Annotated in this window: 29 protein-coding genes and 3 pseudogenes; 11 read left to right on the plus strand and 21 right to left on the minus strand. The window is 58.9% G+C overall.

Going from position 1 to position 24,492, the window contains the following annotated elements; all coding sequences use genetic code 11:
• Nucleotides 1-331: 331 nt before the first annotated feature.
• The gene (locus AWB67_RS41510; protein WP_200822335.1) at nt 332-697 is read right to left on the minus strand and encodes a hypothetical protein; all 366 of its coding nucleotides are present in this window, start codon (nt 695-697) and stop codon (nt 332-334) included.
• A 224-nt stretch (nt 698-921) separates the two neighbouring features.
• Here AWB67_RS41510 and AWB67_RS43465 point away from each other — a divergent pair, with 224 nt between their 5' ends.
• From AWB67_RS43465 to AWB67_RS29315, 4 genes and pseudogenes are all read left to right on the plus strand, one after another.
• Nucleotides 922-1,323 (plus strand): Tn3 family transposase, encoded by a 402-nt coding sequence (locus AWB67_RS43465; RefSeq protein ID WP_374729858.1) that lies wholly within the window; start codon nt 922-924, stop codon nt 1,321-1,323.
• A gap of 43 nt (nt 1,324-1,366) precedes the next feature.
• Nucleotides 1,367-2,342 (plus strand): annotated as a pseudogene (locus AWB67_RS43470) (Tn3 family transposase).
• Between the two features lie 3 nt (nt 2,343-2,345).
• The gene (tnpC, locus tag AWB67_RS29310) at nt 2,346-2,717 is read left to right on the plus strand and encodes a Tn3 family transposase post-transcriptional regulator TnpC (RefSeq protein ID WP_087659681.1); all 372 of its coding nucleotides are present in this window, start codon (nt 2,346-2,348) and stop codon (nt 2,715-2,717) included.
• An 83-nt stretch (nt 2,718-2,800) separates the two neighbouring features.
• Nucleotides 2,801-3,238 (plus strand): hypothetical protein, encoded by a 438-nt coding sequence (locus AWB67_RS29315; RefSeq protein WP_235025388.1) that lies wholly within the window; start codon nt 2,801-2,803, stop codon nt 3,236-3,238.
• A gap of 44 nt (nt 3,239-3,282) precedes the next feature.
• On the opposite strand, the gene AWB67_RS42120 is transcribed toward AWB67_RS29315, so the two are convergent.
• Genes AWB67_RS42120 through AWB67_RS42130 form a run of 3 tightly spaced genes read right to left on the minus strand, consistent with a single transcriptional unit; the run spans nt 3,283 to nt 4,586 of the window.
• Nucleotides 3,283-3,513 (minus strand): hypothetical protein, encoded by a 231-nt coding sequence (locus AWB67_RS42120; RefSeq protein WP_235025389.1) that lies wholly within the window; start codon nt 3,511-3,513, stop codon nt 3,283-3,285.
• A 44-nt stretch (nt 3,514-3,557) separates the two neighbouring features.
• On the minus strand, nt 3,558-3,764 hold the full coding sequence (locus tag AWB67_RS42125; protein ID WP_235025390.1) for a hypothetical protein: 207 nt from the start codon (nt 3,762-3,764) through the stop codon (nt 3,558-3,560).
• 27 nt (nt 3,765-3,791) lie between these two features.
• Nucleotides 3,792-4,586, minus strand: a complete 795-nt coding sequence (locus AWB67_RS42130) for a site-specific integrase (protein ID WP_235025391.1) — start codon at nt 4,584-4,586, stop codon at nt 3,792-3,794.
• 111 nt (nt 4,587-4,697) lie between these two features.
• Between AWB67_RS42130 and AWB67_RS29325 the strand changes: the two genes are divergently transcribed.
• The 4 genes from AWB67_RS29325 to AWB67_RS29335 all read left to right on the plus strand — a co-directional run bounded on the left by AWB67_RS29325 (nt 4,698) and on the right by AWB67_RS29335 (nt 9,654).
• Nucleotides 4,698-7,136, plus strand: coding sequence for a TOTE conflict system archaeo-eukaryotic primase domain-containing protein (locus AWB67_RS29325; RefSeq protein WP_087659698.1), 2,439 nt, complete (start codon nt 4,698-4,700; stop codon nt 7,134-7,136).
• Nucleotides 7,137-7,302: 166 nt separating this feature from the next.
• On the plus strand, nt 7,303-7,881 hold the full coding sequence (locus AWB67_RS42135; RefSeq protein WP_235025392.1) for a DNA-binding protein: 579 nt from the start codon (nt 7,303-7,305) through the stop codon (nt 7,879-7,881).
• Nucleotides 7,823-8,272, plus strand: a complete 450-nt coding sequence (locus AWB67_RS42140; protein WP_235025393.1) for an integrase — start codon at nt 7,823-7,825, stop codon at nt 8,270-8,272. The genes AWB67_RS42135 and AWB67_RS42140 overlap by 59 nt, the downstream gene beginning before the upstream one ends.
• 176 nt (nt 8,273-8,448) lie before the next feature.
• Nucleotides 8,449-9,654, plus strand: coding sequence for a hypothetical protein (locus AWB67_RS29335; RefSeq protein ID WP_087659682.1), 1,206 nt, complete (start codon nt 8,449-8,451; stop codon nt 9,652-9,654).
• A 781-nt stretch (nt 9,655-10,435) separates the two neighbouring features.
• Here the strand turns inward: AWB67_RS29335 and AWB67_RS29340 are convergent.
• Both AWB67_RS29340 and relB read right to left on the minus strand, forming a co-directional pair.
• Nucleotides 10,436-10,729 carry a type II toxin-antitoxin system RelE/ParE family toxin gene (locus AWB67_RS29340; RefSeq protein ID WP_087659683.1) on the minus strand — a complete coding sequence of 98 codons (294 nt, stop codon included), beginning with the start codon at nt 10,727-10,729 and terminating at the stop codon, nt 10,436-10,438.
• Entirely contained in the window at nt 10,726-11,193 is a 468-nt protein-coding gene (gene relB / locus AWB67_RS29345) for a type II toxin-antitoxin system RelB family antitoxin (protein WP_087659699.1), read from the minus strand. Before relB ends, AWB67_RS29340 begins: the two co-directional genes overlap by 4 nt.
• 80 nt (nt 11,194-11,273) lie before the next feature.
• Between relB and AWB67_RS29350 the strand changes: the two are divergent.
• Nucleotides 11,274-12,176 (plus strand): annotated as a pseudogene (locus AWB67_RS29350) (5-dehydro-4-deoxyglucarate dehydratase).
• Here the strand turns inward: AWB67_RS29350 and AWB67_RS29355 are convergent.
• The 8 genes and pseudogenes from AWB67_RS29355 to AWB67_RS29390 all read right to left on the minus strand — a co-directional run.
• Nucleotides 12,144-12,497, minus strand: a pseudogene (locus tag AWB67_RS29355) (transposase); the annotation flags it as partial. The pseudogenes AWB67_RS29350 and AWB67_RS29355 overlap by 33 nt on opposite strands.
• Nucleotides 12,498-12,797: 300 nt before the next feature.
• Entirely contained in the window at nt 12,798-13,229 is a 432-nt protein-coding gene (locus AWB67_RS29360; RefSeq protein ID WP_087659684.1) for a TA system VapC family ribonuclease toxin, read from the minus strand.
• Nucleotides 13,229-13,459, minus strand: coding sequence for a CopG family transcriptional regulator (locus AWB67_RS29365; protein ID WP_087659685.1), 231 nt, complete (start codon nt 13,457-13,459; stop codon nt 13,229-13,231). Before AWB67_RS29365 ends, AWB67_RS29360 begins: the two co-directional genes overlap by 1 nt.
• A 492-nt stretch (nt 13,460-13,951) precedes the next feature.
• Entirely contained in the window at nt 13,952-14,272 is a 321-nt protein-coding gene (locus AWB67_RS29370; protein ID WP_087659686.1) for a type II toxin-antitoxin system RelE/ParE family toxin, read from the minus strand.
• On the minus strand, nt 14,260-14,544 hold the full coding sequence (locus AWB67_RS29375; RefSeq protein WP_087659687.1) for a CopG family ribbon-helix-helix protein: 285 nt from the start codon (nt 14,542-14,544) through the stop codon (nt 14,260-14,262). Before AWB67_RS29375 ends, AWB67_RS29370 begins: the two co-directional genes overlap by 13 nt.
• Before the next feature lie 349 nt (nt 14,545-14,893).
• Nucleotides 14,894-15,193, minus strand: a complete 300-nt coding sequence (locus tag AWB67_RS29380) for an H-NS histone family protein (protein WP_087659688.1) — start codon at nt 15,191-15,193, stop codon at nt 14,894-14,896.
• A gap of 1,144 nt (nt 15,194-16,337) precedes the next feature.
• Nucleotides 16,338-16,676 (minus strand): hypothetical protein, encoded by a 339-nt coding sequence (locus tag AWB67_RS39850; RefSeq protein WP_143328428.1) that lies wholly within the window; start codon nt 16,674-16,676, stop codon nt 16,338-16,340.
• Nucleotides 16,677-16,950: 274 nt separating this feature from the next.
• Nucleotides 16,951-17,688, minus strand: coding sequence for a hypothetical protein (locus AWB67_RS29390; RefSeq protein ID WP_125477721.1), 738 nt, complete (start codon nt 17,686-17,688; stop codon nt 16,951-16,953).
• 329 nt (nt 17,689-18,017) lie between these two features.
• Between AWB67_RS29390 and AWB67_RS29395 the strand changes: the two genes are divergently transcribed.
• A complete protein-coding gene (locus tag AWB67_RS29395) occupies nt 18,018-19,601 on the plus strand; it encodes an esterase/lipase family protein (protein ID WP_087659691.1) in 1,584 nt (527 codons plus the stop codon).
• 23 nt (nt 19,602-19,624) lie between these two features.
• On the opposite strand, the gene AWB67_RS29400 is transcribed toward AWB67_RS29395, so the two are convergent.
• A complete protein-coding gene (locus AWB67_RS29400) occupies nt 19,625-20,308 on the minus strand; it encodes a hypothetical protein (protein WP_087659692.1) in 684 nt (227 codons plus the stop codon).
• A 111-nt stretch (nt 20,309-20,419) separates the two neighbouring features.
• A complete protein-coding gene (locus AWB67_RS29405) occupies nt 20,420-21,115 on the minus strand; it encodes a hypothetical protein (protein ID WP_200822334.1) in 696 nt (231 codons plus the stop codon).
• A gap of 263 nt (nt 21,116-21,378) precedes the next feature.
• Between AWB67_RS29405 and AWB67_RS40970 the strand changes: the two genes are divergently transcribed.
• Nucleotides 21,379-21,552: a hypothetical protein gene (locus tag AWB67_RS40970; protein ID WP_159964977.1), complete on the plus strand. Its 174-nt coding sequence runs from the start codon at nt 21,379-21,381 to the stop codon at nt 21,550-21,552.
• A gap of 355 nt (nt 21,553-21,907) precedes the next feature.
• Here the strand turns inward: AWB67_RS40970 and AWB67_RS29410 are convergent, their stop codons facing one another.
• The 5 genes from AWB67_RS29410 to AWB67_RS29425 form a co-directional block, all read right to left on the minus strand.
• A complete protein-coding gene (locus AWB67_RS29410; protein WP_087659693.1) occupies nt 21,908-22,360 on the minus strand; it encodes a macro domain-containing protein in 453 nt (150 codons plus the stop codon).
• 9 nt (nt 22,361-22,369) lie between these two features.
• Nucleotides 22,370-22,693, minus strand: coding sequence for a hypothetical protein (locus AWB67_RS29415; protein ID WP_087659694.1), 324 nt, complete (start codon nt 22,691-22,693; stop codon nt 22,370-22,372).
• 103 nt (nt 22,694-22,796) lie between these two features.
• A complete protein-coding gene (locus AWB67_RS40975; RefSeq protein WP_159964981.1) occupies nt 22,797-22,940 on the minus strand; it encodes a hypothetical protein in 144 nt (47 codons plus the stop codon).
• A gap of 58 nt (nt 22,941-22,998) precedes the next feature.
• Nucleotides 22,999-23,703 carry a hypothetical protein gene (locus tag AWB67_RS29420; RefSeq protein WP_087659695.1) on the minus strand — a complete coding sequence of 235 codons (705 nt, stop codon included), beginning with the start codon at nt 23,701-23,703 and terminating at the stop codon, nt 22,999-23,001.
• Between the two features lie 11 nt (nt 23,704-23,714).
• Entirely contained in the window at nt 23,715-24,413 is a 699-nt protein-coding gene (locus AWB67_RS29425; RefSeq protein ID WP_087659696.1) for a hypothetical protein, read from the minus strand.
• Nucleotides 24,414-24,492 lie beyond the last annotated feature (79 nt).

The raw sequence follows: 24,492 nt of genomic DNA on the forward strand, positions 1-24,492 counted from the left end.
GAGTTCGAAAAGTACAAGGCCACCTGATGAACGCCCCGAGGCGTCCACGAACAAAACCCAATTTTGCAGGTCCGACTACACAGTAATCCTCGACGACTAAAGACCTCAGCTTGACTGTCGCGCGACACCCGCTCGTCCGCGTCAAATCCGACTGATCACGATCATCGCCAGGGAGGCCAGAATCGAAGTCGATGGCAAGCTGCCGCTCAACGAGCAACTCCTAGAGGTTTGGCGCGGCCTCAACCGGCCAACCGCCTCGCTCGTGATCCTCGACAACTTCCTGGAAACAGAGCCGCTTCAGCCTTGGCTACGGCCGAGCGGGCCAATTCATCTATTGGTGACCACCCGCCGGCGCGACCTGACGGGTTATCCGACCGTCGGACTGCCTGTACTCAGCCCAGACGAGGGTGTGCAACTGCTGAACTCGGGTCAGCGCCGTCATGCGCCGGAGGAGGCGAGGCGACTTGTCGAGGAGGTGGGAGGACTTCCGCTGGCCTTGGAACTCCTGCGCGATTATCTCGACAACAGCCCCGACGTCACGCCGGCGATGGTCGTTGAGGAGTTTGGGCGCGGCAAACCGGTTGCGTTCCTGGAGGAATTTGCCGGCGAGTATCGCGATGAACTGCCGACAAAGCATGAAAAGGGCGTAGTCAAAACCTTCGAGTTGAGTTGGGCGCTCGCCTCCGAGCCGGCTCAACGCGTGCTGGCTGTCATGGCGCTTCTCGCTCCGACGAGCGTGCCACGCCAGCTTCTAAAGGCGATTCTCGCGGTGCCCCTGTGCGTGTCCGGGTCTGATGCCTACGCCGATGCCGCGATCACCTGCTGCCGTGGCGGCAGTGTGAGCAGCAGCTGCCCGATTACTGCGCGAAGGTCGGCCTGCCGGAAACCGGTAGCGAGTTCGTTGCTCAGTTGCGTTAGTGGTTGTCCGACGCGGCGCGCAAGCTCGAGGATGAATTTCCGCACAAGCGCGAACACGTCACGATCGACCAGAAAGGCGAGCCGATCCTGCGCAAGACCATTGCGAAAGAGATCCCAGCCAGCGCGATCGCCCTGCAGGAGCGGATCAATGCGCGCCTGCCGACACGCAACGTGCTCGATATCCTCGCGAACATCGAGCACTGGACGCATTTCGCGAGGCACTTTGGGCCGCTGTCCGGGAGCGATCCGCAGATTCGGAAGGCGGCCGAGCGATACCTGCTGACGATCTTCGCGATGGGCTGCAACCTGGGCCCAACGCAGGCGGCTCGCCACCTCGATACCGATGTGACGGCGCACATGCTGTCGTTCGTCAATCGCCGGCATATGAGCCTGGATAAGACTTGAGGCAGCGCAGCGCGAGCTGATTGAACTCTATCTGCGACTTGATCTGCCAAAGCACTGGGGCGACGGCAAGACGGTCTCGGCCGACGGCACGCAGTACGACTTCTACGACAACAATCTGCTGGCCGGCTATCACTTTCGTTACCGGAAAATGGGCGCGGTTGCGTACCGGCACGTTGCCGACAACTATATCGCCGTATTCCGGCATCATTCCGCCGGGCGTGTGGGAGGCCATCTACGTGATCGAGGGGTGCTCAAGGCGGGGCCTGTCGGTCAAGGCCGATACCGTGCATGCCGATACGCAGGGCCAGTCGGCTGCCGTGTTCGCCTTCACCCATCTGCTCGGTATCAGGCTGATGCCACGAATCCGCAACTGGAAGGACCTTGTGCTGTACCGGCCAGACAGTGAGGCGAAGTACAGACATGTTGACAGGCTCTTTACGACGACCATCGACTGGGTGCTGATCGAACGGCACTGGCAGGAACTGATGCAGGTGGCGCTGTCGATCCAGGCGGGGACAATTTCCTCGCCCCTGCTGCTGCGGCGGCTCGGTTCGGAAAGCCGCAAGAACCGGCTCGATCTTGCCGCGCGCGAACTCGGTAACGTCGTGCGCACAGTCTTTCTACTCGAATGGATCAGCAGCCGCGAGTTGCGCCAGGACGTAACTGCAAATACCAACAAGATCGAGTCGTACAACGGCTTTGCGAAATGGCTGTCATTCGGCTGTGACGTGATTGCCGAGTATGAGCCGGAAGAGCAGCAGAAACGGCTACGCTACAATGACCTGATCGCCTCTTCAGTGATCCTGCAGAACACGGTGGACATGATGCGGGCGCTGCGCGACATGGTGGCTGATGGCGAGAAGGTCCGTGCCGAGGACATTGAGTTCCGGAGCCCGTATCCGACCCACAACGTTCGGCGCTTCGGCCGCTACCGGCTGCATCTGGACCGTCTGCCCGAAAGCTGGATCGACGATGCCCTGTTTGGCCGGGCAGCCCGGCCTGGCGACGAAATGAGGTAATAGATGAGTGCTAGAGCCGCGGTAGCCACCACGCCGTATGGTGACGTCGATGCCGCCGTACTGGAAGCGCTACAGTCGCGCTATGACACGACGCGGATGCTCGATGGCGTGCATACGCTGGATGAGCTACGCACGAGCCTCTATGATCCTGAAGGCCTGCGGGACGATCTTCTGCGCCTGCACAGCATGGCGCATGCGCTCGTCAACGGTGCGAGCTCGACGGTCGGGACGCAGGACGATCCGTTTGTGGACCAGGTATCGGATGTTCTCGACCAGGTCGATCATTACGTGGCAAAGCTGCTCGCGATTCGTGAGGTCCTGCAACCGCTGGAATCGCTTCGCTCCGACGACATGGGTGACCTCGATGAACATTGAGCCGATCGAGAACGGCTCAATGTTCATCCGCTGGAAGCTCAGGCTGAGGTTGCGGTTCGTCAGCTGACGCAACAGGCATGATAATGGGCTATTCCGTTCGCACGTTCCTGATTGCTGGTGACGATACCGTTTGGCGGTTGGCAAGCAACAGGTTCTGGCAAATGCTGCACGATCCGGCAAGTCACTGCTTGCCCGCGTTCGCCGGACAACGGATACGAACGGCCGACGTGATCGTCGAACTGAAGGACAGAGAGCCTGCGCAGATTGTGCGACGCACATTCTTTATTCTCACATTTGATCCCGACGGGCACATCGATCTGGGCAAGTTTGGAAAACAGCAATCTGCGCTTGCGGAACTGTTTATGGCTCCCGTTTCCGTATTCAATAGCGACCGGGACCAGACAATCGTCGAGGCGTCTTCCCGATTCATTGCCCAAGGTGGTCAATGGGTTCCGTCGTCCGCTCTGGCTCGCATCATTGACGAGCTGGCGTTGGGTCAACGTCGGTGCGGGCGCGCATAAGGGACACGCAGCTGGGCGCATGACGAATGATTACCGGGCGGACCTCAACTCCAGTACGTGTCCGTCACTGGATCGTGCAGCGACGCCTCGATCCAGCAGTTGCAAAGGTCTGCCGTCGAGTGCATTTCGGCGAGAAGATCGGCAATTGCGCGCTCCAGTTCCGGGCCGTGTGCGTGCGGCATCACGATCTCATACTCGCTCCGGCGCGAGTCGAGGCGCAGCATTCCGTACCCAGTCAGGCAAAAATCCTCGATCCACCGACGCGCCTTCGACATGCCACGCACGAACTTGCTGTTGCGTTCGATGACCAGGTGCAGGTTCAGGCGGGTTTCGGCCGCGGCGAAGTTGACGCAGACACGACCGTCAGTTGGAGACTCGAGGGAGTTACGATCACCGGTTCCGGCGGTGCAGATGCTGGCGTTGCCGCGAGCGCGGATTCGATCCGGTGCTGCGCGAACGGATCGGCGGCATCGATGTAGCGCATCGCGGAACGGACGTCCTTCCAGCCGACGTACTGCGTCAGCATTTTCAGATCCCAGCCGTTCGAGTTGGCCTAGGTCGCGAAACCTCGCCGCAGCGAGTGGCTGCTGTAGCTGTCCGGCGCGGGCAGTTCCGCTTCCCGGAACAGGTTGCGCAACAGCGGCACGAAGCTGGCGGCATGCAGGCCTTCGTCGCTAATGTTTCCCCAGCGGTCGATGCTCCGGAACACGAACCCTTCAGTCAGGCCAGAGGCCGCAAACCACGCCTCATAGGCTGTCACGGGGCACAGCCGTGAGAGCGCCGGGGCCTTGAAGGTCGTGCCCAGGTGCCCACGATCGACCTTCGTTCGCGGCAGGAACAGCGTCATGCCGCGGCCCGCTTCAACGGTCACGTGCTCAATCCGCAGTCGGCTGAGTTCGTCGGAATGAAAGCCGCGCCAGAAGCCCAGTATCACCAGCGCCCGGTTCCGGACGTACGCGAGGCGGCTGCGCTCGTCGGAGGCTTGGGCGATCTGCCCATCGAGCCAGACCGCGAGCGTTTCGCGCTGCGTGAGCTGCATCGGCTTCGCGCGCTTCTCGGTCGCCGGATGCAGTGCAGCGATCCCTTTGAGAACCTTCCGGACGTGCGGCGCTTTGGTCGGATCCGGGAAGCCCTGCGTCTGATGCCATTGAGCCAGCGCCGCAAGGCGCGCGCGCAGCGTGTTGACCGACAGCGACTCCGCATGGTCAGCGAGGTACTGCGCAATGGCGTCGGCGCTCGCCGGCAGGAAGCCGCCCCATTCGAGCTCGAAATGCCGGATCGCCGACTGGTAGCTGCGCCGGGTGTTTTCGCGCGTCGCGGCTTCGACATAGCGATCAACGGCAGTCACGGCTCGTGGGTACAATCAGGTGATCAATATCGGAGACGATGATATGCAACAACGAACATGTGCGCCACCCGGCTTGCTCGCTGGGAGATGCGGTTTCGACCGGTGAAAACGATGAACGAAGGCAAGCTGTCACGCGCGGACTGGGAAAATTTCACGCGGGAAGAACTGCTCGCGGAACTCGCGCGTCTGCAGGCCGAAAACGCACGGCTGGTCGCATTGTTGCCGCCACGTCTTCCCATACAGGGCGAGCCTGTGCGGATGGTCCAGCACACGCCATCGCCAGCAGTGCGAATCACTGACGCCCCCACACTCTCGACGAAGCAGAAGGTGCAACTCTTTCGTCGACTTTTTCGCGGCCGCACGGATGTTTATCCGCTGCGCTGGGAAAGCCGCAATTCCGGAAAGTCGGGCTACGCACCGGCCTGCGCAAATGAATGGCGAACGGGCATCTGTGAGAAGCCCCGGATCCGGTGCGCGGACTGCGGGCACCGTGTTCTGCTGCCGCTGGACGACCAGGTCATCTACGCACATCTGGCGGGCGATCACACGGTGGGCCTTTATCCACTGATGCCAGACAGTAGCTGTTACCTGCTTGCGGTCGATTTCGATGAGGAGGGCTGGCGTGAAGACGCCATGGCTTTCCGGCAATCCTGCCGCGAACTGGACGTGCCGGTGTCGCTCGAGATTTCGCGATCGGGCAACGGAGCGCATGCGTGGATCTTCTTCTCGTCGGCCGTCGCTGCGCGTGACGCCCGGCGCATGGGGTCCGCCATCATCAGTCACACCTGTGTCCGGACCCGGCAACTCGAACTGTCGTCCTACGACCGGCTCTTCCCGAACCAGGACGTGCTGCCCAAAGGCGGCTTCGGTAACCTGATTGCCTTGCCGCTGCAGAAGCAGCCGCGCGAGCACGGCTGCAGCGTGTTTGTCGACGATGGTTTCCAGCCGTACGCTGACCAGTGGACGTATCTCGCGTCCGTACAGGTCATGGACAGCCACGACATTGAGGGCGTGGTCTTCCGCGCTACAGGCGGTGCTCACCCGCTCGACGTCGCGTTCATCGCGGAGGAAGACCAGGCCGAACCATGGAAGCCGCCCCCCGCGCTGCCGAAGCGGTTAGCCGGAACGATGCCGGCGGCGCTGACGCTGACACTCGCGAACCAGCTCTATTTCGAAAAGGCCCAGCTTCCGCAATCATTGCTTAACCGTCTCATCCGGCTCGCGGCCTTCCAGAATCCGGAGTTCTACCGGGCCCAGGCGCGCGGGTTCAGCGTATGGGACAAACCGCGTATCATCGGCCGCGCCGAGAACTGTCCGCGCCACATTGCGTTGCCGCGGGGCTGCCGCGATGAAGTCATGACGCTGCTGCGCGACAACCACATCGCCTGCGACGTTCGTGACGAGCGTTGCGCGGGTGAGCCCGTTGCGGTTTCATTTGCCGGCACGTTGCGCGATGACCAGCAGGCGGCAGTGGCCGACCTTCTGCGACATGACACCGGCATCCTGCATGCGCCGACGGCATTCGGCAAGACCGTGACGGCGGCCGCGATGATTGCCCGGCGCGGCGTCAACACGCTCGTGCTCGTGCATCGTCGCGAATTGCTCGACCAGTGGCGCGAGCGTCTGCAGTCGTTTCTCGCGCTCGACCCGCGCGACATTGGCACGATCGGGGGCGGCAAGTCGAAAGCGACGGGCCGGATCGACATCGCGATGCTGCAGTCAGTGGCGCCGGATGGCACCCGAGGCGAGCTGCTGCGGCGTTACGGCCAGGTCATTGTCGACGAATGTCACCACGTCTCCGCGGATTCGTTCGAGGCGGTGCTCAAGGCCGTCAATGCGCGCTACATGCTCGGCCTGACGGCGACCCCCGTCCGGCGCGACAGCCAGCAGCCGGTGATGTTCATGCTATGCGGACCAATCCGGCACGCAGCGAAATCGCCCGCCAGCGCGCCGCATCTGCTTGAAGTTCTCCCGCAAAGGCTCACCGCCGAAGTCGACGTCACGTCCGACGCGCCGATCCAGGACGTGTTCGCTCATCTGGCGAATGACGCGCAGCGCACCCACATGATCGCTGAGGACATCCGTAAGCAGTATCGCGAGGGACGCAACGTGCTGGTGCTGACCGAGCGGACCGATCATCTGGACTACCTCCAGCAGGCGCTGGGCGACGACGTACAGCCGTTGTTCGTGCTGCACGGGCGCCTCGCGAGGAAGGCGCGCGCGGCGCAGCTCGCCGCACTCAACGCGCTGGCCGATGATATGCCCCGGGTTGTGCTGGCGACCGGGAAGCTGGTTGGCGAGGGCTTTGACCATCCGGCCCTGGACACGCTGGTGCTGGCCATGCCGATCTCGTGGAAGGGCACGTTGCAGCAGTATGCCGGCCGGCTGCACCGCGAGCACGCGGCCAAGTCGAGCGTACGAGTACTCGATTACGTCGATGCCGCCCATCCGGCGCTGTTGCGCATGTGGGAGAAGCGCAAGCGCGGTTACCGCGCGATGGGCTACCAGCTGCGCATGCCCGGAGAGGAGCGCCAGCTGGAGCTCGCCTGAAATCGGGCAGCCGATCCGCTTTCCGTACCGTTTCCGGTCGTGCAGGCCGGATTCCGGGCCATCACATTCGATAATCCTCCTTTATCGCAGGTCAGTAATGCCCACATCAGGCCGCCCTCGACCGCGTGCAGTGATAAGCAGATGGCCCGCACCGGTCTTACGCGCATTGGATCTAAAGCGCGCCCGCGACGCGTTGCTCGCGCAGGGGCAGCACACATCGATCGACGCGATACGTATCGCGCTCGGCAACACGGGCTCGAAAACAACGATCCACCGGTACCTGAAGGAACTGGAGGAAGATGAGGGTGCGTCACTCACACGTGCCGGGTCGCTCTCGGACGCGATCCAGGATCTGGTGGCCCGGCTCGCGGCCCGCCTGCACGAAGAAGCACAAGCCCTCGTCGACCAGCAGGCCGCCGCTGCGGCGGTGCAGCGCCAGCAGGCGCAGTGCGAAATCGCAAGGCTCGGCGCCGATCTGGCCACGGTGCGGGAGCAACTCTCTGGCGCGACCGCCGCCCTTTCCGCGGAGCAGGAAGCGCACGCCGGGACTCGCGTGGCGCTGCATCAGCGCGACCTGGACGTCGAGCGGCTCACCCAGCAGTTATGCGATCAGACCGAGCGCCTTGCCGAGCAGGAAGGCTTCCGCCTGTCGCTTGAGGCAAAGCTCGTGCATGCGCGCGATTCCCTTGAGCACTTCCGTACGGCCGCGCGCGAGCAGCGCGAACAGGAAGCGCACCGGCCATGAGCAGCAGGTCCAGCAGGTGCAGGCTGAGCTACGTCAGGCGAACCAGACGGCCATCGTCCGGCAGAACGAGATCACACAGCTGAACCGGGACAACGCGCGGCTCGTCGCAGAAGCGACGGCCACGACCAGGCTCGCACGCGATCAGCAGGCACATGGCGAAGCGCTGCAGTCCGCCCTCAATCGTGCGCTCACCGATCGGGCGCGCGCCGAGACCGAGCGCGACGCAGCGCAGGCGGCAGCCGATACGCGGGCTGCCGAGCTGCTCCAGATACGTGAGGCTCGCGACTCGCTCCGCGCGGATCTGACGAAGCTGGCCGCGCAGCTCGAAGCTCAGCAGCAGCTCCTGGTGGACTACCGGATGCGGCTGGGCGGCGCGGACGCGGCTGGCTGAAAGCGCCGCATCGCGTGGCCGAAAGGACGTCACAATGGCACCACGCACGCCTTTCGGCGCTTGCCATGATGCACTTTGGTGCCGCGTCGGCCCGGAGTTTCATGGTTCCGCCGGGTTGCGCGCCAGCACATTCACCTTCTTCTTCTCTTCCATGCGCTTCGCTACGGGAATCTGGCATGAGCGAATACCAATACTACGAATTTGCATGCGTCGACCAGCTGCTTACGGCGACCCAGCAGGCAGAGTTGCGCAGTCTTTCCACGCGGGCCACGATCACCGCCTCAAGCTTCGTCAACGAATATCACTGGGGAGACCTCAAGGGCGACCCGCTCGAGTGGGTACGGCAATATTTCGATGCCCACGTCTACTCCTCCAACTGGGGGAGCTGTCGCCTGCTTCTTCGCCTGCCGCACGGGACGTTTGACGCGGCGACCATCCGCGATTACGTCAAAGCTGGACGAAAGAGGCGCTCCCGTTTCGAGAAAGCATTCGAGGCCATGGACGTCGATGACTGGTGCATCCTCGACTGGTCGTTCGATGATGACTCGGGCCAACACGCCCGCTTCTCGGAGGAGATGGATGGTGCGGGGTGGATGACGCGCCTGCTGCCTGTACGCGACGAGCTGCTCGGCGGCGATACTCGCCCGCTTTATCTTGGGTGGCTTGCCCGACTCGGGAATGATGAGCTACACGATGACGAAATCGAACCGCCGGTGCCTGCGGGATTACAGGCGTTGACGCCCGCACAGGTAGCACTGGCCGAGTTTCTGATGCTGGATGCGGATTGGCTCGCCGCCGCCGCCGAGGCCAGCCCGTCAATATTGGCCCCAGAATCCAGCGCGAGCGAAGACAGTCGCTTTGATCCCTGGTTACGTGAGTTGCCGCTTGATGAAATGCGGGCGAAACTGCGCATGCTGTTACAAGGACGCAGCCGTGAAGCGGAGAGAACGCTGCGAAACGCTTTTCTCAAATGGCAGAAGGATAGGAATGCAAAACAATTGAATTTGCCCGGGCGCCGTCGAATATCCGAAATCGAATCAAGGGTCGCCTCTCATCGTGCCATCCGTGAAAGAAGGGAGCAGGAAGCACGCCAGGCGGCCGAGGCACGCCGTCGTAAGGAACGCACACGGTACCTCACATCACTTCTCGAACAGGAAGACACGGCGTGGTCAAGCATCGATGCACAACTGCGACGCACAACGGGCAGCGCCTACGATCAGGCATTCCGGAAGTTGCAGGATCTCGCCGAAGCGTATGAAAACGCCAGGCGGGATGCCGTATTCCGGCGTCGTCTGGCGCAATTGATGTCGAGTCACGGCAAGCGGGGAGCCTGGCTTGCTCGGCTGCAAAAAGCGGGGTATTTGTGGCAACCTAAGTCGTAGCCTCCCTGGCCTGATCTGCTGAATCATTTCCGCAAATCGGGGATGAACTCTGAGCCCAGATGGCACGCCCGGCACATATATGCCAATATTCGGCGATTTGACCAAGTCATAATAACTTGGACGCCTATGATAGGAAATTGTGCTTACCTTGTTCGCCCCCCTACTACGCGAACGATGAAGGCAGTCATCATGATGCAGTGGCGGTTCTGGTGAAAGCTGAGAAGTCAGCCGAACCGTTGCGTGAGCGTGGCTTCGTCGCCAACATAATCCAATGGATCTTCGGCTGCTAAATGAGGTTGCCGCCGAGTGCAGATACGCAATTTGATCTCCGCACTCAGCGGGCCAAGTTTTTTCTCCGGGGCCTTCAAACAGCCGCCGTTCCGCCGGATGCCGATCGCGTCGTCCGCTGAACCTCGATCAGTGGATGCGCTGAACTCCCGCGACAATCTCATCAAGTTGCCGTTTGAGACGCAACTCTAAGGACTGAATGTGGCGTTAGTTGTATGACCGGTTACCAATCGCTTGCTATGGCGCTTGATTGTCGCCGTACACGAGCGTCCGCAGGCCGGGAAAATTCACATCGCACCGCTTGTTGTCCGCTGCGTCCTCACGATGCGGACAGCTCGCCAGCTCCGCACCGAAATCCGTCATGGGAAAGTCAGCGCCGAAGGCTTGTACCAGCCTCGCAAACTGATACCGGCCCCTCCGCGCACAACGCGAACAGCCACGTCAATATGGCTTGCTCGTGCCGCCACGTCGCCCAGGTCGATGCTCTCGTTCGTCACCGCTTCGCTCGCCTTCCGTCGTTCTGCCGCGCGCCGACGATGCGCAAGATTTCGATAATGGCCTTTCGTTTCAAGATCCGGTAGACCAACACGTAGTTCGGCGCCAACACCATTTCACGCGTGCCGCGGCGGCGGCCGACCCGGTATAGCTCGGGATGCTCGGGCAGGGCGTCCGTCTGCTGCTCTATCCGGTCGTCCAGCTCAAGCGCGGCGGCGGGATTGTCCTCGGCGATGTAATCAAAGACGTTGCTGCGGTCCTCGCGCGCCTTCGCGCGCCACTCGACGATCAAGACTCAGCCCCGTCGCCTGCGAGTCGCTTGCGCAACGCCGCCTTCTTGTCTGCCATCTCCTTTTGCACTTGTGCATGCGGCACGTTCGGCCGCGGATCGTCCAACGATTCCTGCACCTGTTCACGGAACCACTTTTCGTAGGCGGCCGCATTCGAGTGCGTCTGCTTCATGGCCTCTGCGCGATCCGGCCGGCTCTGCCGATCGACCTGGGCTTCATCGGGTCGCCAGGCTTCAAGCGAAAACCGGCCGCTCTGCAAGCCGAGTTCCCGGATCACCTCCAGCGCCTTGATCGGGTTGCGGAACGCGCGCGGCCGGCGATTGTTTGAGGTCACCAAGACTGCGATGCCGGCGGTGCGGGTCTCCAGTTCGATAAAGAACTGGCCGCCGTCGGCCCGAAGAATGGCGGCCAGCACGCCTCCAGCCTTGGCAGCAGCGGTTGCCTGTGAGACGTCAAGCGTTTTCATCGCGCAGTCAATCAATAAGGTTTCCACGCTCAATAGTATAGCGTTTCCCGGGCAACCGTCACCAGTGCGTTCATTTTGTCATAACTTTCTTATCTGGCTTTGACAACGCCAACGGCGATTTCCACGCCGACACCTATGCCGAACGTCTCGATTGGCCTGCGCACCTACGGCCCGACGGCGCTGTTCGCGGCGGCCGGCACGGGCGAATTCTTCTCGCTGACGAAGAGCGACTACTCGAACGTGATCCGCACGGCGACGGAAACCTGTAAGAGCAAGGTGTCGATCCTGGCGGGCGCGGGCGGCCCGACGCGCGTCGCGATCGAATTCGCGAAGGAAGCCGAGCGCCTCGGCGCAGACGGCATTTTCCGACGCCGCATTACCTGACCGAAGCGTCGCAGGAAGGCATTGCGGCGCACGCGGAAGAAAGCTTGCAAGGCGGTGCCGAGTATCGGCGTGATCATCTACAACCGCGCGAAGCCGAAGCATCGACGCGGACATAACTGGAGCGCCTCGCCGACCGCCGCCCGAACCTGATCGGCTTCAAGGACGGCGTGGGTGAGATCGAAGCAATGGTCACGACCCGCAGCCGTCCGTCTGGGCGACCGCTTCTCGTACCTCGGCGGCCTCCCGACCGCGGAAGTCTACGCAGCCGCCTACAAGGCGCCGGGCGTGCCGGTGTACTCGTCTGCGGTGTTCAACTTCATCCCGAAGACGGCGATGGACTTCTAGCGCGCGATCGCGACCGACGACCGCGCGGCCGTTGACAAGCTGATCGGCGATTCTTCTTGCCGTACCTCGCAATATCTGCAATTGCCGCGCGGGTTGCGCGGTCAGCATCGTGAAAGCGGGCGCGAAGCTCGTCGGCCACGACGCAGGCCCGGTGCGCGCCCTGCTGACCGACATGACCGACGAAGAAACTGGCGCAACTCGATGACCTGATCAAAAATCCAGATCTGCGCGGCGATACCATATGTTTCAAGTAGGTGCCGAAACCGCAAGATTGTCGTTTCGTCTGGAAGACGGGTCATCCCACCATCGAGGCCCGCGAACTCGCGATACAGCGGGACGTCATAGAGAGCTTCTTCCATTGCCGGATCCGAAAGCCCGAACCACTGCTGGATGAAGTGAATGTGCAACATCGTAGCCACCGGAAATGGCGGACGTCCAGTCTTCCCCTTCGGATAATGCGGCTCAATCAACGCAATCAGCCTCGACCACGGCACCACTCGTCTCATGTCGTCCAGAAACTCCCGCTTGCGCGTGCGCTTGGTTGACAGGTTCAAGCCGAGATGAAGTTGCGTCATTGTGATGCCCCCAAGTCGTTGCTTATGTGATAGTACTATTTAACGTAGATGAACGCAGGGGTTCTGCAAAGCTTCCTTAACAGCAGCAACGCTCATGGCGCGCCACCCCGTCGCTCCCAATTCATACGTTGGCAGGTGAGACGGCCTCTGCAGGACGTCGTCGGACGGATCGATGAGTTTGACTTAAATAGTATTGCCGAAATTAAGTAGCGATCCTAATCGAATCAGATACTTCGAGTTGCAGTCCGCAGCGGCATCACAACGAAGAAGCGCTTTCACCTCAGGCGTCGGCGCAAGCCGTTATGTGATCAATTCGAGGTGCCGCGCGCCGTCTGGCACCGCGTCGACGACGAGCCGGCGATCGAACGTCGCGAGCGTGCCACGATGCGCGCGCGAGAGCGCGAGCAGGTAGGTATCGGTCACCTGATCGGTCGCAAGGATCCGGCTCGCATCGACGTGTTGTGCATCGAGCAGGCTCACGTCGTCAGCCCAAAACTGGTGGCTGGGATGCGCCCGCAACTGCGCGATGAGTGGTGCGACAGCTGCCGGCGTCTCGAGCGTGTTGGGGTAACGCGGATTGCCGATGATGCGCAGCACGCCGTTTTCGGTCAGCGGACAGGTTGCCCAAGCCGCATGCCCGACCTGGCCAAACCATGCGTGCGCGGCCTCATGCTGCACATGGCCAGCGTCGAGTAGTGCGATCAGTACGTTGACGTCAAGCAGATAGGCCATCAGGACGTCTCGTCGCGCAACTGATTGACGAGATCGAGCGTTACCGGGCGCGCGGCGCGCGTGTTCGGCAGGACCGGCAGTCCATTGCGCATCGTTGGGGTGGTGGCTACCGGCTGCAGCGCCGCCCGCGCGAGCGTCGACAGAACGCGACCGATCGAGACGTGCTCGCGCTCCGCGCGGGCGCGTACGACGGCCATCACGTCGTCGTCGATATCAAGGGTCGTCCGCATGGGTCCTCCAAGTCATCACGCTGCAAACACCCAATTATAGTCAGACCGCATCAAACATCAAGCATCGCGCATCAATTCCGGGCGATTCCTGAACCTAAGGTTTTTCCAAAGGGCGCCGAGGCTAAGCGGAACGCTGATTGTCGACGCGAGCTCGAACACGGGCGTCGTTAGAGTTGACATAACCAAAGTTATCGTCTTTTCGTGAAGCAGCTAACTAATAAACCCCGCGAACTCGAGACGGCTCTCTGCTACGCCGCGCGCTATGCCTGGGATGCGTACGCAGCGTGTCCGGTGCACGTCTGCGATGGTGGCTAAATCTTGTTGCTGCAGGCCGAGCACGTTGGCCACATTGATCGCCGATCGGTACCCACGGACCGATGAGTGCACGCGAGCAGTGCGCATTTCGGCTAGCGAACCTGCCCGACGATTGCTTCGATGTCAAATGCCGCAGGCCACCTTGCCCCTTCGATAGACTCTCGTGTCGTACGCCGTTCACGTCGAGCGGTCATCATCGCTGCGCCGATACCGCAACTCCCGCTGACTGCGAATGGCCGTAACGAACACGGCGTCTAACTCGGGCACAAACCGATACAGTGCCAAGTAACCGTGGGCACCGGTCGATATGACAAGCTCGCGCATTCCGTGAAGGCTTTCAGCCGGCCGTCCGATCAACGGACTCGATTGCAGTATGTCGAGCGCGCACACAATATCGTCAATGCGTTGAGCAGCGTGCTCGGGGGTGTGCTCGAAAAGAAAGTCAAAAATGCGATCGAAATCCTCGCGAACCTCTGGCGCGAGAATCAGTCGCGCCATCTCTTCACCTTCGGCGGAACCGCGTCAGTCCCAGCAGCCCGACCGCGAAGGTATTCACGCATCTCGGTCCATTCGATTCCAATGCCTGCGTCCAGCATGTTCGCCAGTCGAGCATTGCCGTCGTTGAAAAAACCGCGCCGCAGTTCCTCGTTGGCAACCCTTTCCGCAATCGCTTCCAACATAAAGCTGTGCGACGTCTTCCCGGACTCTTCCGCGAGTTTTGAGACCCGGTCGCGAAGGTCAGGCGGCAGACGAAGCGTGGTGGTAGACATATCGACCTCGTGGTGTGTCACAACTGTGCTACATGATACGTGGTCCAGCCACTTTTGCAAGTGCACGTGCTGTCAAGGTCGTCATGTGTCGGATTAAAAAAAGGGACAAATAGATTTATGTCAAATTACGTAGGACTACGAACGAAATAGCAACACTCAACGAGTCGCTCAGCGCGTTTTCTGATCACATGCCAACTCCTCGACAGCGAAAGATCAACGACTGTCACCCAATGTTCCTTCGCTGAGGAAAAATAACCAGCAGCGCGGGGACGCCGCTGTGTTTCATCTGCCTGGCACGTGGCGTATACGGAAAGATAAGCAGACGCTTCGAATGCTTTTCTTTTCTTCGTCAGGCGATAAGAAACTTTTCGCGCTTCTTGCCCTTGATCCACGACGGCTCCCTGCCCATGCCGCTCCATGTGGCACCAGATGCAGGGTCCCTGTACTTCGGCTCGCTTTTCTTCTTATTTGGACCCCGCTTGTGCTTGACGCCAAGGTCTTCCGGCGTCAACGAATGCGCAGTCATGATCGCTTTGATCTGTTCGATCGCATCGCCTCGACCCTTCGCTTCTTCTTCGTCGATTTGCGATTGCAAGTCAGCTAGTTGCTGACGCATTTGTAGAAGTTTTGCACTCGATTCGGTCGCCATGCCTATCCTCCAATTGAAAAGCCCGATTTTAGTCAAACTTCGAACCCAGTAACAGTGCCGCCGACAAAGTCCCGGCGTTTAGACTGCGCTGCGACCGGCGGGAGAGGTTAGTCTGTCCGTCATCGTCCCTATTTTTCCCTCGATGCATATCCGAGTCGGAACTGCCAGTTGGACAGACCCAACTTTGATAGCCACGTCCGGCCCCAATGCATCGTGGCGACAATCGGCCCAGACCGTGTCATCGCTGAGCGACCGACCCCGCTCCGAATTACGAGTTGCTGATTGGGTAATACCTGGCACTAGATTGAACAGCCTTCGCGGGAAACAAGAATCCTAATTTCAATTCTTCGATTAATCGCAACCCAGCGATTAATATTTCTAACCGGCAAAGCTCGGTAGTCCGAAGGGAGCGGAGTGATTGAACCTCTTTTCCCCTCCCCTTCGGTATAGATGCAATTCGGTGGAATTCCGTTCTCCGCTAAGACGGCTTTAACTCCTTGAGCAGCCCTTAGACTCAATCTGTCAGAGTACTTATCTGATTGCCAACCAGAACAATACCCTGTCTTAGCCACCGAAACGCAACTTTCGGGCCAAAAACCAGATACAACGATGATGACTGGTCTACCGAGTGCACGCAACTTCACCGCTAAGTTAGCAAGGAGCGTCCGCGCCGTCAGTGACGGGATGACGCTATCCAGGTTCGAATACAGACTTGTAATTGTTGTTGCGGTTGACATTGCTAATAGTGATGAAAGTGCCGGATCCCCAGGAATAGTTGACGCCGCGAAAACAACTAAAGACCCTGCTCCAAGATCACTTTCCTTAACTTGCTGGACAAATAGTCCGCCATTCTGAACGAGTAGCGCTATGAGATCATCTTTTGAAAGTCCGGGGCACGATATGTTCACGACAACATTTCCGCTAATGTTCGCCAAGTTGGGGCTGCAGTTCCCAGTTGTGTTTTGGTGTAACGGTTCTGCCGCGACACTGATTCTTGTAACAAGAAGGAATATTGCGCTCATAATCGTTGCGGAAATGCGGCGCGAGATTGTCATAATGTTCCCCAAGACTACCTGCCGCTCTGCCGCTGATCAAGCGTTGCGTCATGCAGATAACTGCAAAAGTATGAATGAGAGCGAGACGCTCATTTGCCGCAATTACCGTTGATCGTTACATTACCTGCAACCCCCGAAAGCGCGGGACTGCATTCCCCACGTGTAGATTGATTGATTTTGGGTGCGTCTTTAATGTTGTCATTGCCGCCGCTGGAAAGCGGTGAGATGAGCCACGCTGCAATACCGGCGACGGCGATTATCAGGCAGCCAACCACAATTGTGCGCAGCAGCTTGTAGGCGTTTGCTTTTGACATTGTGCCAAGCACTCTTTTTTGCAACATTGGTCTTAGGATCTGGACCAGCGTGCCGAGCGCGACTCCTGCGATTCCCGCAGTGGCCCCTACCCCCCTAACTAGCTCAGCGTCCATTTTGCTCGCCTCAAAATCCGCACGTACAAAAAAGATAGGAAAAGCGCAATGAAAAGCTTAGGCGATTCCCTGGAGAATGTGAATCGTCAAACGCAAGTTGTTTAGCCCTTCTAAAACTTGTTTTTTGTTGTTTTTTCAGGGTCGAAAGTCCGGAGGGGTCGGCAACGGTCCGTTGTTACCGGCCAAAAACAAACAATCGTCCATATAGAACTTAATAAAGAACAAGAAATTCGCGATTGTGGCACTTCGCGAGGCGTCGCTGCTTTCAGGCGGCCTATTTCTGTCCGCGCCGAGCGGGCATCTTGGGATTTTGGTCCCGCGAAGCGGTCGCCCTCCGCACGAATCCTTTGCGAGCTGAGAGGTCCACCTGCTCTGTGAGATGGTCGTGAAGATGGACAATGCGGTGGTCGGGGGATCCGTCAATTGCGCGATCGGCTCGCCACCCGCGCGCTTCGTGTTCGCTTAGAAAGCTCACTGCACGACTTACGGCCTCAAGTGTCCGCAGTTGCTCGGCGATGTCCTCGGGAATTTCGCCGCAGGCGGCCACAATGCCTATGCCCGCGAAGATTCGCTCAGTCGTTTTGCTGCCACATGTAAAGCGATAGCTGAAGTAGGACTGTGACCAGGGTTCTTCGAGAACACCCTCATCGACGGCCAAAATATCGACTGTTGAATCAAAGTCAAAAGTGTGAGTCCACAGAGTCGCCAGCTCGTGTTCTTCCGCGTGCAGGTAAAAGACCGCTCGGTCAAACCCGTCTCGAATCGCCTCGACGACACGCGCTACTGGGTCTATCAAATAGAAAACCCGCATCGATCGTCTCCCAGCACGATTCGCCTCAACCTGTTCGAAAGCAATCTGCGCGTCCCGATATGCTGACTCGTAAGAGGCGTACACCACACGGGACTGACGTGCAACGCTTACCCGACTTTCGACCGGATCGTCAAAATAGATTGACCATCCCCAGCCGCCGCCCTGCCGTCGAACCGAAATGAATTCTGTTTCGGTGCCCATGGGATCAGTTGTGACAATCTGAACGTTCGCATCGCGGGCGTCGGAGGGCGGACGCCCTGCCGAGGCCGTCCTAACTCACCAGCAAAATCGGGTCCCCGGCGATCCGTCATCCGTTTCAATTCGTGCATTCTAAAAACTATAGCTGTGGACGTACTGTTCTTCGCCGACCTGCTTTTTTTGTGTGTTTCCCCGCATACGAAAGTCTGGGTGAGAGGAAAATGGCTCGCGCAAAACGCCGTTGCGCAAACGTTTGCGGTTTCCTTGGTCTGCCGTCTTCGTGACGACCCCGTTTCGGCGTCCATTGAAGTAATCATTCACTGGAGAAGACTATGTCCGGTCGCGTTCCGATCATTTACATTCGTGGTTATGCCATGACCGAGGGTGAGCGCAATGAAACCGCCGCGGATCCCTTCTGTGGATTCAACGTTGGCTCGACTTTATACAGAGCGGTGCCGGATAAAAATTCAAAGCCGACGAAATTCGTGTTCGAATCCCCGCTCGTTCGTTTAGTCACGGAATTTCAATATCAGCACGTCTATCAAAACGGTGCAGACATCGTTGATCCGGACTGGGAGCCTCCTACGGATATCGAAGGCAAACAAACAGTCGGCATTCCGAGCGCCTCGATCGTAATATACCGCTATTACGATGATGGCTCGAAGTATTTCGGAGATGGCAAGCCACGGGCTCTGGAAGAATACGCGACAGGCCTAAGCGACCTCATCCTGAAGGTCCGCGACCTCGTATGCAAGCACACGCCGGCAAAAGGCGACCCCGTAACACCGGACACTTTCAAGTGCTACCTAGTTGCGCATTCAATGGGCGGGCTCGTTGCGCGGGCTTTCCTCCAAAATCCGAAGCTTGGAGCCGACGATGCTCGTCGCTCTGTAAGCAAGTTCTTCACCTTCGCCACGCCGCACAATGGGATTGAGATGTTGGATGCGAATGTTCCTCGTTGGCTCACCCCCAACGAGATCAACACTTTCAACCGAGAAAAGATGGCGGACTTCCTGAACTTGGATCCGGCTCGGGAGCAGCGCGATCGAGTCGATCTCATACCGGAAGAAGTATTGAAGCCCGATCGGATCTTTTGCATGGTCGGTACCAATCGAGGCGACTATGAAGCTGGGCAAGGTCTCGCACGCGCATTCGTAGGCCATGGCAGCGATGGCCTCGTGAAGATTGCTAACGCCTCCGTATGCGGAGTCGCCGACGGCAGGATCACTCAGCCTGCCGCGACCGCCTACGCGTATCGTTCGCACTCGGGAGCGTTCGGCATTGTGAATTCTGAAGAAGCCTACCAAAACTTGGTACGGTTCCTGTTTGGAGATGTGCGAGTCGATATATGGCTGGACGTAGAAAGCGTCACACTCCCGCCGGATCTTGCCGGCAAGGAAGGCGTTGAAGCGCTATACGAGATCGAGCTCAAGGCAGCACCCAGAGGCAAGCGTTGGTTCTTGACGCGTCGTACGGCGGTTGAAGATTCGCCAGCGTGCCGTACTCATACTGAGCTTACGAGCGGCAAACCGGACCGACAAAAGATCTATCTTTCTTCGGTGTTCCTCTCGAAACGAGCAAGTGTCGACAAGGTAAATAATTCGCTCGTGTACGCGATGATGGTCGCCGTCAAGGTCCCCGACTATGAAGTCAAGCGAGTGTTCTGGCCAGATGGACACTTTGAAGGTACTGACCTTTTCCATGACACCGCCTTTCTAGAGGTGACGCCCCCAACGACGACTACGGGTGGCTGGGAGGTCAAATATTGGTGGGCGAGCGCGCCGCAAAGTCCTAAGACGAAGACGTTGCTGTTCACAAGCGCGTCTTCCATGGAGGAGTTGCCCATGAGCTTCGTAAATGCCGAACAGCCTGGCATTACGGGTAACCTGCGCCTCGTCGTTCGTCCCTGGTCATGACGTTTTAGAGCGTGTGCGGCGACTTATTCGCATGGATCAACGGCTTGCGGGTGCAAAAAAATAGGGAGAACTTTCAAGTTCCATGACACTCCCGGTGCACCGACGACTCGTTGCTCCTGCACCTTCTCCACCATGGCTTTCCTGTGTGCAGCGCCAAGGAGAAGCACTCCATGAGAGAGTGCGCCGCCGATGCAATAGCCATTGATGTTCTCAAGCATTCCCGTCTCGCGACGGTGATTTGTCTCGCTCCATAGAGCGTAGATCTGTCGCAATCTGGCGTCGTTGATCCGTTCGACGGTCGCACGCACCTCGTCGTAGATGGCTGCCCAAGCTTGGGCGCAGCGATCGCTGTTGAGGTATGGAAAACCGTGATCTCGCGTGTCGAGGCTGTTCTGATCTATCAGCCGGCGAAATGCACGGCTCGTCCTTTCGACCTCTGTGAACATCTCCTCAGACTCTCTGAAGAACTCGTCGCTTGGTTTGTTCAAGTCCACGGGTACAACGTTGGCTGGACGGCCCTTGCGGTATAGAGCAACAGCACGAGACTCGAGATCGTCGAGAGAGCCGTCGAGATACTCAGCAAGATTGGCAGTGGGAATTTCAGCAAAGATGACGTCCGGCTGAAGGCGTTCAAGGATCGTTAGCAATTCTGCCAAGTTGGCGCGTCCACTTTCGGCGTGGACAGTTCCGATCAGCGATATACGCATCAGAATGAGGCTCCAAAGGCAGACTTAGTGGCGTTTGAAAGCGCGATGGCCAGAACGGTCCGCTTTGGGTCGAACTGAGTCAAACCGCATGAGGCGGTCCCGGGCAGTCGATCATCCACGACGAAGTTCCTGTGTGTCTGCATAGGGAAAGTTCACGAATGGGTCGACCGCCTGCTTGAGGCTCCTCCAATCAAAGTCGTATCGCTCGTCGTCAGGCCACGTTGGGAACTTGACGCGGAAATAGCCACCGATCGCGGTCTCCATTCCGTCCTGATTCCCTTCGAGGGCAAGCAGATTGCTATTACGCGAGAAGTCTTCGTCACCGAACTGCGCCGAGAGAATTGCGACGACAGCGCAGACCGCGTCCAGCATGTTTTCAAACGTGGCTTGGTGGAAGTTCGTGGCTCGATTGTGCTTGGTTTTATTGTACGCCTCGTACCAAGGTAGGTTTTGGTCTTGGGGCGGATTTGCCCACCGGACAAACGGCGTTCTCATTGCGGCAGCTCCGTGCCAAGTCGGCACGCTGACCTGAAACGCAGAAAGCTTGTGCGACTGCTCCACCATCCGGTAGTCGAACATGTTTGAGCGCTCCCTCAGCACCGCGCCATTCTCCGTCAAGATCGCCTTGCAGTTTGCTTCGACTTCCATGCATGCGCGCATCAGCAGTTCACGAATGCGATAAGAGTGACACTGCAAATTCTGATCGGATGGTTCGACGTAATCGAATAGCTCTTGCAGGTCCTTTTGCAGAACGAGAAACGCTCGGACGTAATGCTCCGGCGATTCTGAATATGCCGGGTGCGTCACGTATCCACCGTGTCCGCCGTTCGCGTAGCTCCCGTCAACTAACTGCCGACACGTCCGTCGGTAGGGTCTGGTTATTCCCATTGGACCTCCGTTTTGTTCTCCGTGGACAGTGTACCGTTCTGTCCGCGCAGATACGCATACCCGCTGAATCCAAAGCCGCGAAGAAATCGGGCGGTGGCGATTTAAAAGAATCTCAGACCTATATGACCGCTCTGAAGCCATCGAGATATCGATAGCGAACCATTAATCTTCGGAGCGTAATCATGATCGACTTTGCAAACAACAACTACCAATCGAATCAAAGGAACACGAAGGGACAGACCAAACGTGTCTTTCTCATCACGCTCATCTTCATCTTAGGCGGGCTGTCGCTCGTCATCGCGGATCACGCGGGTCACGATCTGCAAGCGGAGCGTGTAGCGACGAACTTGCGGTAGTGGGAAGCGGACAGCATAAAGGGAGGGCTCGCGCCCTCCCAATATGAGGCGTACTTCTTTTTCTTCGCTGAACAAAGCCACGCAGGACAGCAGTAGAGGCGTCGCGGAGCGATCGTCACGTCCCTCGTTGGAAATGTGCGGCCGCGCGCGTGTGACTGGGGCAAAGTGCCCGAACGAACTTGTCGTCCGGCAGATCTCTGGCCACGGTTACAAACTCCTCCGCGACCCGTGTAGCGATTTCCGTCAGGCAAACCTCGGAGATGCCGATGATCGCGCTTTCTGACATGATGACCTCGTTGAACGGTTGAACTTGCTAGTACGGCTGCCTGCTTCCTCGATGAATTTGAAGAGCAGGTCAACCTCCGACCCGCGACAAGCAAATCCGCACACGCAGATCCAAGGGCTCAAGCCATTCGACAATAAGAGGATAGACATCGTCGCATTGCAGGCCGCCCTCCCCGCACCCAATCATGAGGATCGCAATGGACCTGATGTCATCAGACTCATAGCCGCGTGCAAGCTGAGCCAGCCCTTGATCGATCCAGGTCAGTCGTGAAGGATGGCGCCAGTGGCGTTTGGTCGGAAAGCAGACAATCAGTTTCTGGTTCTCTGCCTCCCACACGAATAGCCCTCTCGTCGAAAACACCCGCCTTCGGCATGCGTCCCAATAGGCTGCTTCGAGACCCGGATACCGCAGGGCAAAGGCTTTCGCCAATCCCTTCCCCATCGTGCCTACGACATTGACAGGCACGACCAACGCCTGACATGCGGAGCTGAAGATGTCTTGCACAGCGACCTGCTCAATCATCTCTCCCCCTTAGTCGGTATTGGCCATACGCTGTATTTCCCCCACCACGGCTTCCTGCGTCGTGCTGTTGCTTTGTTGACGCTTGAGAGACAGCTCCAAGACGAACCGCACCAGATCTGAGGGAAGCTCAAGAAACTGGACGAGGTTCAGACCAAAGTGCTTGTAGACTAGTCGCTCTTCGAATCGCCGAACCTGCTCGTACAGAAGACCTCCCGACGAACTATCTTCCGCTTCCCGCATCGCCACCAACGCGAGTGCGTCGTTCGGTCCGACTTGCGAATGGTCGTGAATGCGGTAAGTGGTTTCGTAGCAGTCGCGCAACGCCAGCTGCACATCCGAGGAATTGAATACGGGGGCGCGAGTTCGATCCCAGCCCTCAGTGGGTTCTTTTCGTCGATATGCTCGCCAAAGCCAGGATGCGCGACGTGCAGCGTTCTTAGCTCCGGAGGGAGATCTGGCTGATTTTCTGTTCGAGCAGGGTAAAAAAAGTCTGCTCGACATTCATCGGCAGCAGGTGCGGGAAGCGCGGCAACTGCTTTTCTTCCTTCGTGTTGGCGGTGGGCGTAGCGATAATCGCCATTGTCGAGTCGTCGATGTACTTGCGGATCTCAGCAAAATACTTCTTGCGAATCTCGTCGTCACTCGACAGATCGTCGACGAGCTGTTCGATCGTCTCGCGATCGGAGATTGTCGCCGCATCCGCGTGTACCTCGCCTCACCCAGTGGATGTACTGGCGCATGTTGGTCGCCTTGCCGCGCTGGACGATATGGTTTGCGCGACGTTGGTCTTCCGGCGGCAACTGAAGCGCGTCGTTGACCACCCGGGTGATCTCGCCAATCCACTTGTGACCCGCCAGCACATACTCGTTCGCGCTCGGGACTTTCAGCGTGACGGAGATGTGGTCGGAAAGCTGAACCCGGCGGGGTTGTCCGATCGTAAATTCGCGCTTGTAGCGTTTCACATTATCAGCGGACATCATCCCGCTTCCGCGATGCGCCATATGGGCGACTTGCCACTGCGTGAGCGCCTTGTTGTCAACCCAGAGCAGCTTGCCCACGGCGAGCTTCTCGCGAAGGATCTTCTCCTCGTTCGTCACGGGATCGATGTACGGACGCGCGTACTGGAAGCCCCGCGGCCAGATTGCGCATGCCAGGCCCCAGAACAAAATCGGCAGGTCTGGCGTCTCAATCATCGCTTTAATGCGAACCGGATCCTTTTCCTGCAGGGACGTGTCGTACACGTACTCCATGGCAAAGTCCAACACCCAGCCAGTGAGATAGGACGACGTATTCGCGAACGCAAGCCCGTTGGTTGTGCGTTCGAGGACGATCTTCTCGTTCATCAGAATCCGGTTCAGTTCGAGCTGAGCGACCTCCGACGGGGCCTTACCGTGATATGAAAGCCCGAATGCCACAGGGGAACCTGGATTGTGCTGCCGAGCCCTACCGGCGCACGCACCTGGAGCACGGCCTTCTCGCCCGTGAGCATTTCGCCCGACACGTTCTTGAAGGACAGCGCACCCATGGAAATATTGCCGCGCTCGGACTTCACGCCCTGACGCCATTCGCTGCCAGGGCGGTCGACCGCCGCCCGCCACTGATCCTTCTCGAGCGCAGTGGCCATCGATTCGCGCATGAACTCTACCCATTCGCGGCCGCGCTCGGTCTGCAACGGGCTGGTATTCGGTAACCGCGCGACAGCGTGGGACGATCGCTCTTGCGTGTCGACCTGCCCTACCAAAAACGTTCCCGACGGATCCCACTCGCCCGCCAGCGGGAAGAACACTTCCGCGTCCTGCACGGTCGTTTCCGACGGGGGAAGATGGCCGATGCCAGGGACTGTCGGGTCGTCCGATTTTTCTTCCGCGGCGGTCTCTTCGACTGGTGCGGAGACGACTGGCGCCTGATAGTAGGTTTCGATCGTGTCCATGCCCAGCACCGAGGCGATCGGTGCCTCGCACTCAGGAATCATGTCGACGGTCGGAACTGGATCGACCGGCGTGTTGCCTTGCGAGCCGTCATGCGACTCAGTGTTTGTGAACGTTTCGTTCAATGGTAAGCGCTAAATTGAGCACACGGCCTACGTATGAGCGTAGCCCAGCACCGTGAATTTGCTAGCGGGCAAGCGGCCT

Origin of the sequence: Caballeronia terrestris, assembly GCF_001544515.1 — a bacterium.
GTDB lineage: Bacteria > Pseudomonadota > Gammaproteobacteria > Burkholderiales > Burkholderiaceae > Caballeronia > Caballeronia terrestris.